The 16,145-nt window shown below is 72.3% G+C and carries 12 protein-coding genes; 10 read left to right on the top strand and 2 right to left on the bottom strand.

The features are described 5' to 3' along the window. Window positions 1–32 precede the first annotated feature (32 nt). Window positions 33–1,592, bottom strand: a complete 1,560-nt coding sequence (locus tag AB0E24_RS23415; protein ID WP_359148913.1) for a bifunctional phosphatase PAP2/diacylglycerol kinase family protein — start codon at window positions 1,590–1,592, stop codon at window positions 33–35. A gap of 64 nt (window positions 1,593–1,656) precedes the next feature. Next, window positions 1,657–3,990: a glycosyl hydrolase family 95 catalytic domain-containing protein gene (locus tag AB0E24_RS23410; RefSeq protein ID WP_359379603.1), complete on the bottom strand. Its 2,334-nt coding sequence runs from the start codon at window positions 3,988–3,990 to the stop codon at window positions 1,657–1,659. A gap of 563 nt (window positions 3,991–4,553) precedes the next feature. Between AB0E24_RS23410 and AB0E24_RS23405 the strand changes: the two genes are divergently transcribed. The 10 genes from AB0E24_RS23405 (at window position 4,554) to AB0E24_RS23360 (ending at window position 16,106) form a co-directional block, all read left to right on the top strand. Further along, the gene (locus tag AB0E24_RS23405; protein WP_167459967.1) at window positions 4,554–4,724 is read left to right on the top strand and encodes a hypothetical protein; all 171 of its coding nucleotides are present in this window, start codon (window positions 4,554–4,556) and stop codon (window positions 4,722–4,724) included. A gap of 302 nt (window positions 4,725–5,026) precedes the next feature. Beyond that, a complete protein-coding gene (locus AB0E24_RS23400; protein WP_079259941.1) occupies window positions 5,027–5,554 on the top strand; it encodes a helix-turn-helix domain-containing protein in 528 nt (175 codons plus the stop codon). Next, the gene (locus tag AB0E24_RS23395; RefSeq protein ID WP_359379599.1) at window positions 5,541–6,305 is read left to right on the top strand and encodes an ImmA/IrrE family metallo-endopeptidase; all 765 of its coding nucleotides are present in this window, start codon (window positions 5,541–5,543) and stop codon (window positions 6,303–6,305) included. Before AB0E24_RS23400 ends, AB0E24_RS23395 begins: the two co-directional genes overlap by 14 nt. Next, window positions 6,244–7,482: an MAB_1171c family putative transporter gene (locus AB0E24_RS23390; protein WP_079152750.1), complete on the top strand. Its 1,239-nt coding sequence runs from the start codon at window positions 6,244–6,246 to the stop codon at window positions 7,480–7,482. Before AB0E24_RS23395 ends, AB0E24_RS23390 begins: the two co-directional genes overlap by 62 nt. 192 nt (window positions 7,483–7,674) lie before the next feature. Continuing rightward, window positions 7,675–8,904: a cytochrome P450 family protein gene (locus AB0E24_RS23385; protein ID WP_359379595.1), complete on the top strand. Its 1,230-nt coding sequence runs from the start codon at window positions 7,675–7,677 to the stop codon at window positions 8,902–8,904. A 438-nt stretch (window positions 8,905–9,342) separates the two neighbouring features. After that, on the top strand, window positions 9,343–11,226 hold the full coding sequence (mutA, locus tag AB0E24_RS23380) for a methylmalonyl-CoA mutase small subunit (protein ID WP_359379592.1): 1,884 nt from the start codon (window positions 9,343–9,345) through the stop codon (window positions 11,224–11,226). Beyond that, the gene (gene scpA, locus AB0E24_RS23375; protein ID WP_069860425.1) at window positions 11,226–13,454 is read left to right on the top strand and encodes a methylmalonyl-CoA mutase; all 2,229 of its coding nucleotides are present in this window, start codon (window positions 11,226–11,228) and stop codon (window positions 13,452–13,454) included. Before mutA ends, scpA begins: the two co-directional genes overlap by 1 nt. A 3-nt stretch (window positions 13,455–13,457) precedes the next feature. Further along, window positions 13,458–14,456: a methylmalonyl Co-A mutase-associated GTPase MeaB gene (meaB, locus tag AB0E24_RS23370; protein WP_069860426.1), complete on the top strand. Its 999-nt coding sequence runs from the start codon at window positions 13,458–13,460 to the stop codon at window positions 14,454–14,456. Further along, complete coding sequence (locus AB0E24_RS23365; RefSeq protein ID WP_359379588.1) at window positions 14,449–15,192, top strand: (2Fe-2S)-binding protein; 744 nt, start codon at window positions 14,449–14,451, stop codon at window positions 15,190–15,192. The genes meaB and AB0E24_RS23365 overlap by 8 nt, the downstream gene beginning before the upstream one ends. Window positions 15,193–15,266: 74 nt before the next feature. Then, window positions 15,267–16,106, top strand: coding sequence for an acyltransferase (locus AB0E24_RS23360; RefSeq protein WP_206333923.1), 840 nt, complete (start codon window positions 15,267–15,269; stop codon window positions 16,104–16,106). Window positions 16,107–16,145: the final 39 nt, after the last annotated feature.

The following is a 16,145-nucleotide window of genomic DNA, read 5'->3' as shown; positions in this document are numbered from 1 at the left end:
CGTCGTCGTCCTTGAGCACAGACTTGCGCGTACTACTTGCGTAGTAGGGCCCTCCACCGATGGGGTGCCTTCGCGGCGGCCGTACGGGCCCGCTGGAGCAGCTCGTTCTGCGGCTCGGCGGGGCGGTAGACGGTGAGCGCCCCGGGCCACTTGTCGACCAGCAGCTCCTCCGCCGGGTCGGCGGCCACCTCTCCATCGTAGGCACGGCTGTCCACGTTGTGGAGGCCCGACAGGCGCAGTTGGCGCATCCGCCGAGTGGTGTAGACATGCGACCGCCCGAGCGTGCCGGTGAGCGCCGCGATCAGCAGCCGGGTGCGGGCCAGCCGCTCCTCCCCGTCGATCGCCCGTACGTCGAGCAGTCCGCCGTCGAGCTGCTGACGGTAGGTGGGCGCGAAGCCCTCGGGGGAGTAGATCCCGTTGCCCGCGAACAGCATCCACAGCCGCCGCGACCGCCCGTTGACCTTCACCTCCATGGGGCTCGCGGTGCGCAGCACCCGGGTGAGCGCGACGGCGGCCGCGGGCCACTTGCCGAGCCGGCCCTCCAGGCCCTCCCGGATCCGCACCATTTCCGGGTAGAACCCGAGGCTGAAGGTGTTGACGAAGTGGCTGGTCCCACCGCCTCCCGCGAGGGGGGTGGCCCGGCCGAGGTCCACGGCCACGGCGTCGCCCTCGGTCACGGCGTGCGCGGTGTCCTCGAAGGCCGGTACGCCGAGGTCCAGCGCGAAGTGGTCGAGGGTGCCGCCGGGGAACACGGCGAGCGGCAGCCCGCGTTCGGCCGCGATCGTGGCGGCCGCGTTGACGCTGCCGTCCCCGCCGCAGATGCCCAGCGCCCCGGCTCGGTCCACGGCGCGCTGGGCGGCCTGCCGGAGCAGAGCCATGAGGTCGTCGCCGGGCCCGCACTCCAGGATCTCCGCGCCGGGCAGCAGCACCCGCAGCTGCTCGGCGACCGTGAATCCGCCCGTGGTGCCGGCCACCCCGGCCCGCGGGTTGACCAGGACCACCAGCCCCTCGCCCTTGGGCAGGGCGGGCGCCGAGACCCTCGGCCTGGCCTGCGCCGGGACCTCGGGGCGCGGCGGCCAGTAGCGGCAGGTGAGCGCGGCGGCGCCGGCGCCGAGGGCGATACCGGCCAGCACATCGCTGGGGTAGTGGACGCCCACGTACACCCGGGAGACGGCGACGGCGGCGGCGAGCGGGGCGACCAGCAGGCCGTACCGCGAGGACTCCAGGGCCACCCCGGTGGCGAAGGCGGCGGCGGAGGCCGAGTGCCCGGAGGGGAAGGAGCTGGTCCACGGCTGCCGGCGCAGCCGGCGCATCAGGGGCACCGCCTCCAGGACCGGACGCTTGCGCTCCACGGTCCACTTGACCACGACGTTCGAGACGAGCGACGCGGCGGCGAGCGAGCCCATCCCGCGCAGCGCGGCCCGCCGCGCGGTGCGGCCGCCCACCGTGGCGAGCACTCCGGCCGTGGCGAACCACAGCCGGCCGTGGTCGGCGGCCCGGCTGAGCCGGGGCAGCAGCGGATGGACACCGCGGAGTTGGCTGTCCGCGACCCGCGCGAACAGCCGGCGGTCGAAGTCACTGATACCTCTCATGCGTGATGGGTATCCCGGAACCGCGGTCGGCACGCGTCATCCGATGGCGCCCCGGGCCGGGGGATCAGGACGCGGGGAGCCCCCAGCGCGCCGCCGGCGCATCGGCTTCGACCGGGCGGACCGTCAGATCCGGGCGGTCGCCGTGGGCGGTGATGACGGCCTCCTGGCCCCGGGTGAGCGCGATCCGGATCGTTCCCGCGCCCACGGTCTCGTACGGCAGCCGCCGCCCCCGCGCGTCCCGCACCTCGATGGGCCCGTCGATCGAATGCCGTACGACACACGGCGCGCCCGCCTCGCTGCGCAGCCGCACCCAGCGGGTCCGGCCGTCCTCGCGGGCGGCGCTCAGCAGGAAGGCGCCCTGGGTGCGGAAGTCATGGACCACCAGTTCCCGCCAGGCGGCGGGCAGCGCGGGAAATACGCGAATGACGCCGTTCACCCCGCCCCAGCTCTGGCACACCATGTCGTGCAGCGACTGCGCGGCGGACAGCGGCGTCTCGATGACCGGCCCGGACTCCTTGTACATGGTGTTCGGCTGGATGAAGCGGCGCATCAGCTCACCCAGGTACCCGAGCGCGTCATCACCGCGCCCCATCTGCGCGGACATCGAGGCGGCGCCGGTGAAGGTGTAGCCCTGGAGCGCGCCCTCGAAGCCGACCCAGTGGTCGAGGGAGGTCTCGATCAGCTCGCGCTTCGCGGGGTCCTCCCAGGTGACCTCGTACAGCGGATAGACGGCGAGCATATGGGAGTAGTGGCGGTGGGACTTGGCGAAGGGAACACCCGCGCCGATCATGAAGCCGTTCTCGTCCACGGGGTACGGCGTGAGCCTCGCCAGCACCTCCCGCCAGCGCGGCGCCGAGGGGTCGTCGACGCCGAGGAGCCGGGCCGAGTCCAGGAGGGTGGCACAGCCCCAGCGCAGCAGCATCAGGTCGTAGTTGCAGTCGGGCGCGTTGACGCCGTACTCGGGCGAGAAGGTGGCGGGCAGATGCAGCCTGCCGTCGCTGCCGGGGGCGAGGAAGTGGAGGTAGTAGGCGACGGCCTTGCGCAGCAGGGGGAAGACCACATCGCGCAGCACCGACTCGTCCATGGTGTGGCGGTAGGTCAGCCATACGTTGTGCAGCGCCCAGGTGAGGTTGCCGACCTCGGGGGTGGGCGGGTCCTGGCCGGGGATGCCGACCGCGTAGCCGCCGCCTTCCACACCGCCGCCGTTGACCAGGTGGATGTCGGTGGTGCGGGGGATGCCCGCCGAGTCCTTGCGGTAGGGGGTGTCGAGCTGGCTGGAGAGGTTGTCGCGGAATTCGCCGAGCGCCCGCGTCACCGCGTCGAGTTCCAGGTGGTTGGAGCCGTGGATCAGCCAGTACTCCAGCTGCACATTGAGGTTCCACCAGGTTGCGGGCCACGGGGTGGACTCCAGCCAGGGCCCCGAGGTGGCCATCACGGGGGCGTCGGCGCGCGCGGCCGCGGCCACCTTGTACAGCTGGATCCAGTAGAAGCGCTGTAGCCGGGCGTCTGGGAAGGAGAGGAAGCTCTTCCGGTAGTACGCGTGCCACCACGAGCGGTGGGCGGGCGCGAGGGCGTCGTAGGAGAGCGCGGAGGCGGACCGGATGTCCTTGAGCGCGCGGTCGCGCGCGGTGCGCCGGGGGTGGGAGTGGGCCACGGTGACGTACAGCGTCCGCCGCCCGGCGCGGGTCCGCTCCCGCCAGGCCGTCACATGCTGTCCCCCGGCGAGCAGCGGCTGCACGGCGGCCTGGACGCCGCCGTGGTCCTCGACCACGGCCGGGGGATTGCCGGTGTAGCCGTCGGGGACGGGTTTGAAGGCGACCCGCGGGCTGATGGCCTCGGCGGGGTGGAACACCCAGCGGAACGCGGCCTCACCGGCGCTCGGAGTCACCTCGATCGCCAGCACGGAACGGGAGTTGTGGACGAGGGCGCGCAGGTCGAGGGTGCCCTGATCGGTGGTGATGGTCCCGGTCAGCTCGGCGTCGCGCAGCCGCAGCCGCCAGTCGACGGCGGTGATGGCCCCGACCGGCTCCAGGGTGAAGTACCCGATGGGCAGCCGGGCGAGCCCGAAGAGGGAGCCGAACTCCGGCCGATGGTCCTGGACCTCGCTGTGCTGCACATTGAAGCGCACCGCGTTCGCGCCGCCCGGCTCGGCGTAGATGCCCGAGCCGAGCAGGGCGTTCCCGAGGAAGGGGCCCTCGTACCAGGTCCGCGGCAGCTTCCGCCACACCATGTCGGCGTCGGCGAGGACCGTGGTCCAGGGGTCCTCCGCGGGGCGGGCGGCCGCGGCGGGTGCCCGCGGTCCGGCGGCGTATGCGGTGGCCGGGCCGGCGAGCCCGGCGCCGGTACCGGCGGCCACGGCGGTGCCGACGACGGTCCTTCGGGTGGGTGCGGATGACATGACGCTCCAGGGGGTGTGAACCGGGTGCGGGCGGTCTTCTGCGGGGCAGCGGCGGCGGTCACGTACATGCCTGAGGTTCCTCGATCTGAACCCCTCGGGCATGATGCAGCCCGCGTGAGGTAACGGGAACCCCTTGTGCGCCATAAACATCGGATGGACGGCGGCCGCGCAGGGGAGAAATAGCGCCTTGGAGCTGGAGGGCGCGGTGAGACCTCGGATCTCCCGGCCCTGAAAGTGCCGTCGGCGCCCGCGCCACCGCGGAGGCGATCACCGGGAGTCCGGACCGGATACGGTCCGTGAGCGCGCCCGGCCATCGCGCATGGCGACCCTGCCGCGGTCCGACGGCCATGTCGCCTGGGATGCCGCCATGTCCACCTGATGAGACGAGTTCGGCGGGTCTCGTACGTACCAGCTCACCACGGGAGGTTTCCGGCGGTCACCGGGGGTGGAACGCGGTCCGGTCGGCGGCTCGTTGTCCACTTCATGAGAATCGACGCGCGCCGCGTTCAGGTGCTGGTTAATCTGACGACAGATCCGGTTCAGCCGACACGAGGGAGTGTGCGGTGACCCCCGAACAAACACAGAGCGACGACGCGCCCGCCGATAGCAGCGGGCGGTTCGTGCAGACCGCGGAGGTGGGAAGTCTGGAGGTATGGGCGCGTTCCGCGCCGATCCGACTCGCCGGTTACGAGGACGACCTCGCCGAGCCCCACATCCTCCAGAGCGTGGACTGATGACCCGGCGCATGCGCTGAGACGCCGGCGCATGCGCTGAGACGCGAGGGAGGACACCGGTTCCCCGGCCGCGGCCGCTGGCAACAAGCGGACATCGCGGCCGTCGGCCGGCCGCCTCCCTCGCCCCACGGATCACCCTTTTGGCTCAGCTACCAACTGGTAGTTAAGTCGGTCGGCCCCCCGCGATCAGGAACCGGTCTGGTGCCCCGCGCGACGCTCATGGCAGGATGCATCGCGCGGCGTCGTCCGCCTTAACCAACCGTGAGGGTGCTGAGCCCGGGAGCCGGCCGTGAGGGGGCGCAATGGCAGCGGATGCCGACAGGTCACCGGACGCGGCCGGCAGCCCGCTGGCGGAGCGGCTCAACTACCTGTTCACCACCATGCACCCGCCGGGCGCGCCGTACACCAACGCACACGTGGCCGAGGAGATCAGCGGCCGCGAGGAGTACGGCGGGGTGAGCCTGACCGAGCAGTATCTGTCGATGCTGCGCAACGGCAGGCGCACCAACCCCAGCCCGGATGTGCTGCGGGCGCTCGCCAAGTTCTTCGCCGTGCCCGTCGGCTATCTGCTGGGCGATCTGTCGCCTTCGCAGGCGGAGCGGGTCGAGGAGGAGGTACGGTTCCTCGTCGCGATGCGCGACAAGCGGGTCCGCAGCATCGCGCTGCGCTCCGTGGGCCTCCCGCCGGAAGTCCAGGACAGCCTCACCACGATCATCTCCCAGTTCCGGCAGCAGATGAACCTCCCGCCCGAACCGCCCGGCCCGAACGGCGCCGGAGGGGCGGACGGTTCGGGCGGTCCGGACGGCGGGGCGACGAATGGCCGTGGCTGACCCGCAGCTGTTCTCCTCCTGGCGGCGGACCGGATACGAGGGTGGTACAGGCATGCGAGTGGGCCGGATGCGGCGGCGGTGCAAGCAGCTCATCAAGGAGCTCGGGCTGCCCGCCTCGACCGATCTGCCCGGTCTGTGCGACCTGGTCGCCCGCCGCGTCGGACGCCCCGTCCAGCTGGTGCCGATGAGCCTGGGCGGTGTGGTCTCGGGCATGACCGCCTCCACCGACCAGGACTACTGGATCTTCTACGAGCTCAGGACGTCCCCCTGGCACCAGATCCACATCGTGCTGCATGAAATCGGCCATCTGCTGCTGGGGCACGAGCAGGACCCGGCGGTCACCGAGGACGCGCTGCGGATGTGGACGCCGTCGGTGGATGTGACCACCGCGATGCGCCGGCTGGGGATGACCCCGGACTTCGCCCGCCACCACTGCTACGACAACCTCACCGAGCGCGAGACCGAGGTGCTGGGCACCCTCCTGATGGAGCATGTGGTGCCCACCTCGCCGGACCACGGGCTGCCGCTCCAGGGCCGGGCGGCCGAACTCGCCGCGGCGCTCGGCCCGGCGCTGGGCCATGTGCGTACGGACAGGACCGACGGCGGCGACCGCGCCGGCAGGGCCCGCCGCACGGACGGCACGGATGGCACCAACGGCACCGATGGCACCCATGGCACCAACGGCACCGATGGCACCGACCGCGACCACGGTGGCGTACGCGGTGAACCGGGTGGTGAGACCGGTGTTTGACCTCGTCTATCTGTGCTTCGGCGCCGCCGCCTGGACGATGGCCGGTTACAAGGCCCGGGCCTGGTTCCGCGACCGCGCCAACGCCGATCTCGGCCTGGCGTGTGTGATGACCGCGGCCGTGGCGAATGTGTTCCTGCTCTCCGCGCCCAGCGTCTACCGCTGGTTCGACGGCCTGGTGGGCGTCGCCAATCTCGCGATGGTCTTCCTCTACTCCTCCGTCGTGGTGTTCGCCACCGGCGCCCTGGTGCTGCTGCTGCGCTGGACGGGGTCTGCGGTGCGGCCCGGCCTCGTGGTCGCCGCCGTGGCCGTGGCGTGGACCGTGGCCATCGTCGGCTTCGCGGTGGGCCGCCCCGACGCCGTGGAGCACCCGCGCGACTTCAGCACCGCCTACGCCGACGCCCCCGGAGTGGTTCTCTTCCTGGTGCTGTATCTGGCCATTTTCGGAGCCGGTCTGGCGGGGCTCGGGATGCTGTGCCCGCGCTATGCCGCCACCCTGCACGGCTCTTGGCTGGCCCGGGGGCTGCGGGTGCTGGCGGCCGGATGCTGGCTGGGGCTGGCGTACTGCGCCTGCAAGCTGATCGGTTTTGTCTTCTCCTGGGCGGGCCATGAGCTGTACTGGCTCTCCAATGGGGTGGCCCCGCTGACCGCCTCGGTCGCGGCGCTCCTGGTGCTGGCGGGTTTCGCCATCCCGGCCGTGGGCCCGAGGGCCTCCGCGTGGCGCCGCTTCCGGAGGCTGCGGCCGCTGTGGCGGGAGGTCACCACGCAGGCCCCCGAGGTGTCCATGGGGCACTCCCGCTGGACCGGCTGGTGGCCGTTCGCGGACCTGGAGTGGCGGGCCAACCGTCAGATGGCGGAGATCCGGGATGTCCAGCGTGGCGTACGGCGTCATGTGGAGGCCCGCGCGCTGGAGATCGCCCATGTCAAGGCCGGCGCGGCGCGACTCGACGATTGGCAACTTGCTGCCGTAGTGGAAGCGGCGGCGCTCAGACGCGGTTTGCTGAATCAAGCAGACGGACATGTGCCGGAGTCCGCGGCGGACAGCGTAGTGGTGGCGACGGGAGCCGAACTGGTGGCGGAGCATGAGCATCTCGCCCGTGTCGCCGACGTCTACCACCTGCCGCTGGTGGACGAGGTGCTCGCGGAACTGAGGGAGGAGACCGCCGCCCAGCGGCGGTGAACGGGGGGATCACAGACGAGGTGGCCCTGGACGGGGGTCGGGGCCGCCCGTGGCACAGGCGGCGCCGGGGAGATTCAGCCCCGGCGCCGCCTCCCGGCCACACCATTCGCCCCGGCGTGCGCATCACCTGGACGGGCTGGAACGGCCCACCCGTCCAGGCCCGGAGGACGCCAGCGCCTAGAGTCGGGAGCCATGCAGAACACCGCGAACGCCGCCGGAGCGGACGGCCCGGAACTCGTTGACACCGCCCCGATGATCGAGGACCTCCACCCGGCCCTCGCCAAGCTCCGCGAGGCCGGCCCGGTCCACCGGATCGCCGGTACCGACGGGCGCCCCGCCTGGCTGGTGACCCGTTACGAGGATGTGCGGCGGCTGTTCGCCGATCCGCGCCTTGCCCTCGACAAGCGCCACGCCGCGCCGGGCAACTACAGCGGCTTCTCCCTGCCGCCCGCCCTCGACAGGAATCTGCTCAACATGGACCCGCCGGACCACACCCGGGTACGCCGGCTGGTGGTCAAGGCGTTCACCCCCGGCCGCGTGGAGAAGATGCGCGAACCGGTCCGGCGGATCGCCGACGAACTGCTCGACGCCATCGAGCCCGACGGCCGCGCGGACCTCCTCGCCGCCTACGCCGGGCAGCTGCCCATCATCGTCATCTGCGATCTGCTCGGCGTTCCGCAGCGCGACCGGCGCGACTTCCGGGCCTGGAGCGACGCCCTGATCACCCCCGATCCGGCGCGGCCGCGGGCGGCGAAGGAGGCGGTCGGCAGCATGCTGCGCTTCTACACCGGGCTGATCGCCAAGAAGCGCGCCGAGCCCGGGGACGATCTGCTCTCCGACCTGATCCGGGTCCGTGACGACGAGACCGGGGACGGCGACGGCAGGCTCACCGAGGACGAACTGACCTCGCTCGCCTTCCTCATCCTCCTCGCGGGCTACGAGAACACCGTCCACCTCATCGCCAATTCGGTGCTCACCCTGCTCGACCACCCCAAGACCCTCCAGGAGCTGCGCGAGGATCCGAGCGGACTCGCGGCCGCCTTCGATGAGCTGGCGCGGTACGAGGGCCCGGCGTCGCTGGGGATCCGCCGCTTCCCGCTCGAGGCGATCGAGATCGGCGGTGTGACCATCCCCGCCGGGGAGACCGTGCTGCTCTCGGTGGCCTCCGCACACCGTGACCCGGCCCACTTCGAGGATCCGGACGGGTTCAATCCACATCTTGGCCGGTCCGGTCACCTTGCGCTGGGTCATGGCATCCACTACTGCGTCGGCGCACCCCTGGCCCGAATCGAGACGGAAATCGCTCTGGCCGCGCTACTTCGGCGTTTCCCGGGGCTTCGGCTGGACGTTCCGAGGGAGCGGCTCCGATGGCGGCCGTCGACCCGCGCGCGTGGCCTGATCTCGCTGCCTGTCGCATGGTGAAGTGGGGAGGGGAACACGTTTTTGATGCATAACCCCCCGCCGATGCGGTAAAAAGGTCTTCGAGCCCGCCCGGTGTGCATCCCCCGTCGCACCGGGCGGGCTTCTGTACGCCCGGGGCCGCCGTCCACGCGGCCCCTGTATGCGCGAGGCGGTGTCGGCGACGGGCGAGGGAGGCGGTCGTGGACATCCGGCACACTCCGGCACAGAGAGCGTCGCGGACAACGGGCATGGGGGCGTCGCCGACAACGGGCACGGTGACCGTCGTCGGCAACGGGCATGCGTTCCGCGTCCCGCGCCGGGCCCATCCGCCTCACGCGCCCCAGATGTCGGCATTCGCCACTACGGAATTCCCTAGGAACCATCCCTGAGATCCCTAGAGAGTAAGCTCACAGCCGTACCCTCTGCTCGGGCTTTAGAGGGCCCCATTAGCCTCCTCCTATGACGGTCCTGCCAGACGGGCTTCCCCTAGCCGACGATTTTCCGGAAGTGACGCGAGACCAATGGCGCCACCTCGTCGAAGGCGTGCTGCGTAAAACCGGCACCTCGGACGCCGTGGGCGCCGAGGCCGAAGAGGCCCTCGCGACCGCACTCGAGGACGGAATCACCGTCCGCCCCCTCTACGCCGCCGAAGACGCCCCCGAAGACGCCGGATTCCCCGGTTTCGCGCCCTTCGTACGCGGCGGCCGGGCCGAGGGCTCCGCCCTGTCCGGCTGGGATGTGCGCCAGCGCCACGCCCACCCCGATCCGGTGCGCACCAACCAGGCGATCCTCACCGACCTGGAGAACGGCGCCGGTTCGGTCTGGCTCGCGGCCGGCCGGGCCGGGGTGCCGGTGGACGCGCTGCCCGAGGCGCTCAAGGGGGTCTATCTCGACCTCGCCTCCGTCTGCCTCGACGCGGGCGCCGACTTCGAGGACGCCGCCCGCGCCCTGCTGCGGCTCTATTCCGGCCGCGAGGTGCCGCCGGGCGCCGCGCTCGGCAACCTCGGCGCGGATCCGCTGGGGCTTGCGGCCCGTACCGGACGCGATGACGGCCTGGCCGGACAGCTGGCCGCCGCGGCCGACCTCGCGCGGATCTGCGACCGCGACCACCCGGGGGTGCGGGCCTTCGCCGTGGACGCGCTGCCGTACCACGAGGCGGGCGCCGGGGCGGCCCAGGAGCTCGGCTGCTCCCTCGCCGCCGCGGTGGCGTATCTGCGCACCCTCACCGAGGAGGGGCTGAGCATCGAAGCCGCCTGCGCCCAGCTGGAGTTCCGCTACGCGGCCACCGCCGACCAGTTCCTCACCATCGCCAAGCTGCGGGCCGCCCGGCGCCTGTGGGCGCGTGTGGCGCAGGCGTGCGGCGCGCCCTCACAGGCGCGCGCCCAGCGCCAGCACGCGGTGACCTCGCCGGTGATGATGACCCGGCGCGACCCCTGGGTGAACATGCTGCGCACCACCGTGGCCACTCTCGCCGCGGGCGTCGGCGGCGCGGACGCGGTCACCGTGCTGCCCTTCGACAGCGCCATCGGCCTCTCCGACGACTTCGCCCGGCGCATCGCCCGCAACACCTCCACGATCCTGCTGGAGGAGTCGCAGCTGGCCCGGGTGATCGACCCGGCAGGCGGCTCCTGGTACGTCGAGAAGCTCACCGACGATGTGGCCCGCGCCGCCTGGGCCTGGTTCCAGGAGATCGAGCGCGCCGGGGGAATGGCCGCGGCCCTCGCCTCCGGGCTGGTGCGCGACCGGCTCGCCGAGACCTGGGCGCGCCGCGGGCGCGACCTCGCCCGCCGCAAGGAGCCGATCACCGGCGTCAGCGAGTTCCCGAACCTCGCCGAGCGGCCCGTCGAGCGCGAGCCCGCGCCCGAGCCGCCCGCCGGTGGGCTGCCGAGGGTGCGCCGTGACGAGGCGTACGAGGCGCTGCGCACCCGCGCCGACGCCCATCTGGCGGCCGAGGGCGGCCGGCCCAGGATCTTCCTGGCCGCGCTGGGCCCCGCCGCCGCGCACACCGCCCGTGCCTCCTTCGCCACCAACCTCTTCCAGGCGGGCGGGATCGAGGCGGTTCACGAGCCGGTCACCGTGACCGCGGAGTCGGTCGCCGAGGCGTTCACCGCCAGCGGCGCCCGCATGGCCTGCCTGTGCTCCAGCGACAAGCTGTACGCGGAGGGGGCGGCCGCCGTGGCCGAGCGGCTGAAGGCGGCCGGGGCGACCCGGGTCTACCTGGCCGGACGGCCGGGGGCACAACAGGAAGAGTATGAGCGGGCCGGAGTGGACGGATACGTCTTCGCGGGCTGCGACGCGGTCGAGGTGCTCTCCTCGGCTCTGGACACCATGGGGGTGGCGTGATGACGGGCTCTCCGGTGGAGCCCGGGAAGATCCCGGACTTCTCGGCGGTCGATCTGGACGGACCGGCCGAAGGTCCGGTGCCCAGCTCGGACGACTGGGCCGCCGCCTTGCAGAACAGCGTGGGCAAGGGCGTGGAGGACCTGGTGTGGGACACCCCCGAGGGCATCGGGGTCAAGCCGCTCTACACCGCCGAGGACCTCACGGGCGTCGACTTCCTGGGCACCTACCCCGGCGCCGCGCCGTATCTGCGCGGCCCGTACCCGACGATGTACGTCAACCAGCCCTGGACCATCCGGCAGTACGCGGGGTTCTCCACCGCCGAGGAGTCCAACGCCTTCTACCGCCGCAATCTCGCGGCCGGCCAGAAGGGCCTGTCGGTCGCCTTCGACCTGCCCACCCACCGGGGCTATGACAGCGACCACCCCCGGGTCACCGGTGACGTCGGCATGGCGGGCGTGGCCATCGACTCCATCTACGACATGCGGCAGCTCTTCGACGGCATCCCGCTGGACCGGATGAGCGTGTCGATGACGATGAACGGCGCGGTGCTGCCCGTGCTCGCGCTCTACATCGTGGCCGCCGAGGAGCAGGGCGTACCGCCCGAGAAGCTGGCCGGGACCATTCAGAACGACATCCTCAAGGAGTTCATGGTCCGCAACACCTATATCTATCCGCCGCAGCCGTCGATGCGGATCATCTCCGACATCTTCGCCTTCACCTCGCAGCGGATGCCGCGCTACAACTCCATCTCCATCTCCGGCTACCACATCCAGGAGGCCGGGGCCACGGCCGATCTGGAGCTGGCGTACACCCTCGCCGACGGTGTGGAGTATCTGCGGGCCGGCCGGGACGCCGGGATGGACGTGGACGCCTTCGCGCCCCGGCTGTCGTTCTTCTGGGCGATCGGCATGAACTTCTTCATGGAGATCGCCAAGCTGCGGGCGGCCCGGCTGCTGTGGGCCAAGCTGGTCAAGCAGTTCGACCCGAAGAACCCCAAGTCGCTGTCGCTGCGCACCCATTCGCAGACCTCCGGCTGGTCGCTCACCGCCCAGGACGTCTACAACAACGTGGCGCGCACCTGTGTGGAGGCCATGGCCGCCACCCAGGGCCACACCCAGTCGCTGCACACCAACGCGCTGGACGAGGCGCTCGCGCTGCCCACCGACTTCTCCGCGCGGATCGCCCGCAACACCCAGATCCTGCTCCAGCAGGAGTCGGGCACCACCCGGGTCATCGACCCGTGGGGCGGCAGTGCCTACGTCGAGAAGCTGACGTACGACCTGGCGCGGCGGGCCTGGCAGCACATCGAGGAGGTCGAGGCGGCCGGTGGTATGGCCAAGGCCATCGACGCGGGCATCCCCAAGCTGCGCGTCGAGGAGGCCGCGGCCCGCACCCAGGCACGGATCGACTCGGGGCGCCAGCCGGTGATCGGCGTCAACAAGTACCGGGTCGACAGCGATGAGGCGATCGAGGTCCGCGCGGTCGACAACACGGTGGTGCGCGCCCAGCAGATCGAGAAGCTGCGGCGGCTGCGCGCCGAGCGCGACGAGGCGGCCTGCCAGGACGCGCTGCGCGCCCTGACCGCGGCCGCCGAGTCCGGCCCCGGCGCGGGCCTGGAGGGCAACCTGCTGGCGCTGGCCGTGGACGCCGCCCGCGCCAAGGCCACCGTGGGCGAGATCTCCGACGCGCTGGAGAAGGTCTATGGCCGCCACTCCGGCCAGATCCGTACGATCTCCGGTGTGTACCGAGAAGAGGCCGGACCGTCGTCCGGCGTGGACCGCACCCGCACGCTGGTCGAGGCGTTCGAGCGCGAGGAGGGCCGCCGCCCCCGCATCCTGGTCGCCAAGATGGGCCAGGACGGGCATGACCGCGGCCAGAAGGTGATCGCCACCGCCTTCGCCGACCTGGGCTTCGACGTCGACGTCGGCCCGCTGTTCCAGACCCCGGAGGAGGTCGCGCGGCAGGCGGTGGAGGCCGATGTGCACATCGTCGGCGTGTCGTCGCTCGCGGCCGGCCACCTCACGCTGGTGCCCGCGCTGCGCGAGCAGCTGGCCGAGGCGGGGCGGGAGGACATCACGATCGTGGTCGGCGGGGTCATCCCGCCGCAGGACGTCCAGACCCTGCACGAGGCCGGCGCCGCCGCCGTCTTCCTGCCGGGCACGGTCATCCCGGACGCCGCCCACGATCTGGTGCGGAAGCTGGCCGCCGACCTGGGCCACGAGCTGTAGGCCATGCCGCGGACGATCGACATCGAGGAGTACGCCAAGGGCGTGCTCGACGGGAAGCGCGCGTACATCGCCCGTGCGATCACACTCGTCGAGTCCACCCGGCCCGACCACCACGACCTCGCCCAGCGGCTGCTGGTCGAGCTGCTGCCGCACACCGGAGGGGCGCGGCGGATCGGCATCAGCGGGGTGCCCGGGGTGGGCAAGTCCACCTTCATCGACGCCCTGGGCACCATGCTCACCGGAGTCGGCCACAAGGTCGCGGTGCTCGCCGTCGACCCCTCGTCGACCCGCACCGGCGGCTCCATCCTGGGTGACAAGACCCGGATGGAGCGGCTGGCGGTGGACCCCGACGCCTTCGTACGGCCCTCGCCCAGCGCCGGGACGCTGGGCGGGGTCGCCCGCGCCACCCGCGAGTCCATGGTCGTCATGGAGGCGGCGGGTTATGACGTGGTGCTGGTGGAGACCGTGGGCGTGGGCCAGTCCGAGACCGCGGTGGCCAATATGGTCGACTCCTTCCTGCTGCTCTCCCTGGCCCGTACCGGCGATCAGCTCCAGGGCATCAAGAAGGGCGTGCTGGAGCTGGCCGACGTGGTCACCATCAACAAGGCCGACGGCCCCCACGCACGGGACGCCAAGTCGGCGGCCCGGGAACTGGCGGGCGCGCTCAGGCTGTTGCAGCCCCCGGACGCGCCCTGGAACCCGCCGGTGCTCACATGCAGCGCCCGCGAGTCCACCGGGCTCGATGTGGTGTGGGAGCGGCTGGAGCAGCACCGCCGGGTGCTGGAGGCCACGGGCGCGCTGCACGCCAAGCGGCGCGACCAGCAGGTCGACTGGACCTGGTCGATGGTGCGCGACCAACTGCTCGCGCGGCTGCACGCCCACCCCGAGGTGCGGCGGCTCGGACCCGAGCTGGAGCAGCGGGTCCGCGAGGGCACGCTGACGGCCACGCTGGCGGCGGACCAGCTGCTTGAGGCGTTCCGGGCCCCGGCCGACGGTGGATGAGGCGCCGCTTTCCGAAGCGGCGCGGGCCGGGCCGTTCTTCGCCCTGCGCACCGGCACCGGCGAGCCACGCGAGGAGGGGTACGCGCGGATCGGCGAGGCGTACCGGCTGACGAGCGCGGGCGCCGCCGGGCCGGTGCTGAGCGCGCGTGTCGAGGCGGTCGCCGCGAGCCTGCGCACCGATGAGCCGCGGGTCGCGGCCTCGCTCGTCTTCCAGGGGCTCGCCGCCCGGGTGTGGTCGCTCGCGCTCGGCCCGGCCGCCCTCTCCGGCAGGGTGCCCCACCTCCGGCCCGACCGGCTGTGGTGGAACCCCGCGCGTGTCGCCCCCGACGACCTGTGGTGGCCCGGCGTGCCGCCCATCATGGGCGAACCGGGGGGACTCGCCGGTCAGGTGGGCACCGCGGCCTTCGTCCATCTGATGCCGCTGCACCATGCCGTTCGGCGCGGCTACCGGGTCTCGGGGCGGCTGCTGTGGGGCAACGCCGCCTCGGCGCTGGCCGGTTCGCTGCTGGTGCTGCACGACTGGTGCCGGGAGCGGGGCCTGGCCGAGGCGGCGGACCGGGCCGTAGAGCTGACGCGGGCCCAGCTCGTCCACCCGCCGCTGCGCGACGCCGGCACCCTGACCACCGAGCCGCTCGGCTACCGGCGCCGCACCTGCTGTCTCTACTACCGGGTGCCCGGGGGCGGGCTGTGCGGCGACTGCGTACTGCGCGACGCGCCGGGGCGCGGGGGCGTGTAGGGGGCGCCGGGGCGTGGCGGAGGGTGTCGCGGGGTGTGGCAGACGGCCCTCCGATGGGCCGATACGGTGGGCGAATGCCGAAGAACGAGAACCCGTTCTCATCCTGGCGGGGCTGGTGCGGACGCGTCACCTCCCGTCTGGTCCACCGCGGGTGGCGCGCCGTCCAGCGGGCCGGCGCGGTCACGGCCGAGCGCCCCGGCCCGTACCGGTTCGGCCGTATCGGCGTCGGCACCCGGCTGGCTTTCCCCCAGGGCACCGTCTTCGGCGAACCGTGGATCGAACTCGGTGAGCACTGCGTCATCGGCGAGCAGGTGACCCTCACCGCCGGCATGATGCCCGATGTGGACCTCGGCCCCGAGCCGGTGCTGCGTATCGGCGACGGTGTGGTGCTGGGCCGGGGCAGCCATGTGATCGCCTCCGTAAGCGTGGAGTTCGGCGACGATGTCTTCTGCGGTCCGTATGTCTACGTGACCAGCGACAACCACTCCTACGACGATCCGGAACAGCCCATCGGCCGCCAGTGGCCGCGCTCCGCGCCCGTTCACATCGGCCCCGGCAGCTGGCTGGGCGCGGGCGCGGTGATCCTGCCGGGGGCCCGGCTGGGCCGCAATGTGGTGGTCGCGGCGGGCGCGGTGGTACGGGGCGAGGTGCCCGACCATGCCGTGGTGGCCGGGGCGCCGGCCCGGATCATACGGCGCTGGGCCCCGGACGAGGGCTGGCAGCCGCCACTGCGCACTCCGGCGCCGGTGCCGATACCCGAGGACATGACCGTGGAGGAACTGCTCGCGCTGGCGGAGCTGGAGCGCGGGCGGGAACTGGAGTTGGACCGGGAGCAGGCGGGGGAGCGGGGCCCGGATTGGGGGCCGGACCGGGAGCGGGGACTGGAGCGGGAGCCGGGGGCCGGGGCGTCGTAGCAGGTCAGTAGAGTTTCGTGGACCGTCCCCGACCCACGA

It is taken from the genome of Streptomyces malaysiensis subsp. malaysiensis, assembly GCF_040653035.1.
Classification (GTDB): domain Bacteria; phylum Actinomycetota; class Actinomycetes; order Streptomycetales; family Streptomycetaceae; genus Streptomyces; species Streptomyces malaysiensis.
This window is presented reverse-complemented; position numbering and strand designations above follow the sequence as displayed.

What these genes read in the sequence shown, in the direction of transcription:
- meaB (WP_069860426.1), top strand. Translation starts at nt 13,458, where the DNA reads ATGCCGCGGACGATCGACATCGAGGAGTACGCCAAGGGCGTGCTCGAC.
- AB0E24_RS23385 (WP_359379595.1), top strand. Translation starts at nt 7,675, where the DNA reads ATGCAGAACACCGCGAACGCCGCCGGAGCGGACGGCCCGGAACTCGTT.
- AB0E24_RS23395 (WP_359379599.1), top strand. Translation starts at nt 5,541, where the DNA reads ATGGCCGTGGCTGACCCGCAGCTGTTCTCCTCCTGGCGGCGGACCGGA.
- AB0E24_RS23415 (WP_359148913.1), bottom strand. Translation starts at nt 1,592, where the DNA reads ATGAGAGGTATCAGTGACTTCGACCGCCGGCTGTTCGCGCGGGTCGCG.
- AB0E24_RS23390 (WP_079152750.1), top strand. Translation starts at nt 6,244, where the DNA reads ATGGCACCGACCGCGACCACGGTGGCGTACGCGGTGAACCGGGTGGTG.
- AB0E24_RS23360 (WP_206333923.1), top strand. Translation starts at nt 15,267, where the DNA reads ATGCCGAAGAACGAGAACCCGTTCTCATCCTGGCGGGGCTGGTGCGGA.
- mutA (WP_359379592.1), top strand. Translation starts at nt 9,343, where the DNA reads ATGACGGTCCTGCCAGACGGGCTTCCCCTAGCCGACGATTTTCCGGAA.
- AB0E24_RS23410 (WP_359379603.1), bottom strand. Translation starts at nt 3,990, where the DNA reads ATGTCATCCGCACCCACCCGAAGGACCGTCGTCGGCACCGCCGTGGCC.
- AB0E24_RS23400 (WP_079259941.1), top strand. Translation starts at nt 5,027, where the DNA reads ATGGCAGCGGATGCCGACAGGTCACCGGACGCGGCCGGCAGCCCGCTG.
- scpA (WP_069860425.1), top strand. Translation starts at nt 11,226, where the DNA reads ATGACGGGCTCTCCGGTGGAGCCCGGGAAGATCCCGGACTTCTCGGCG.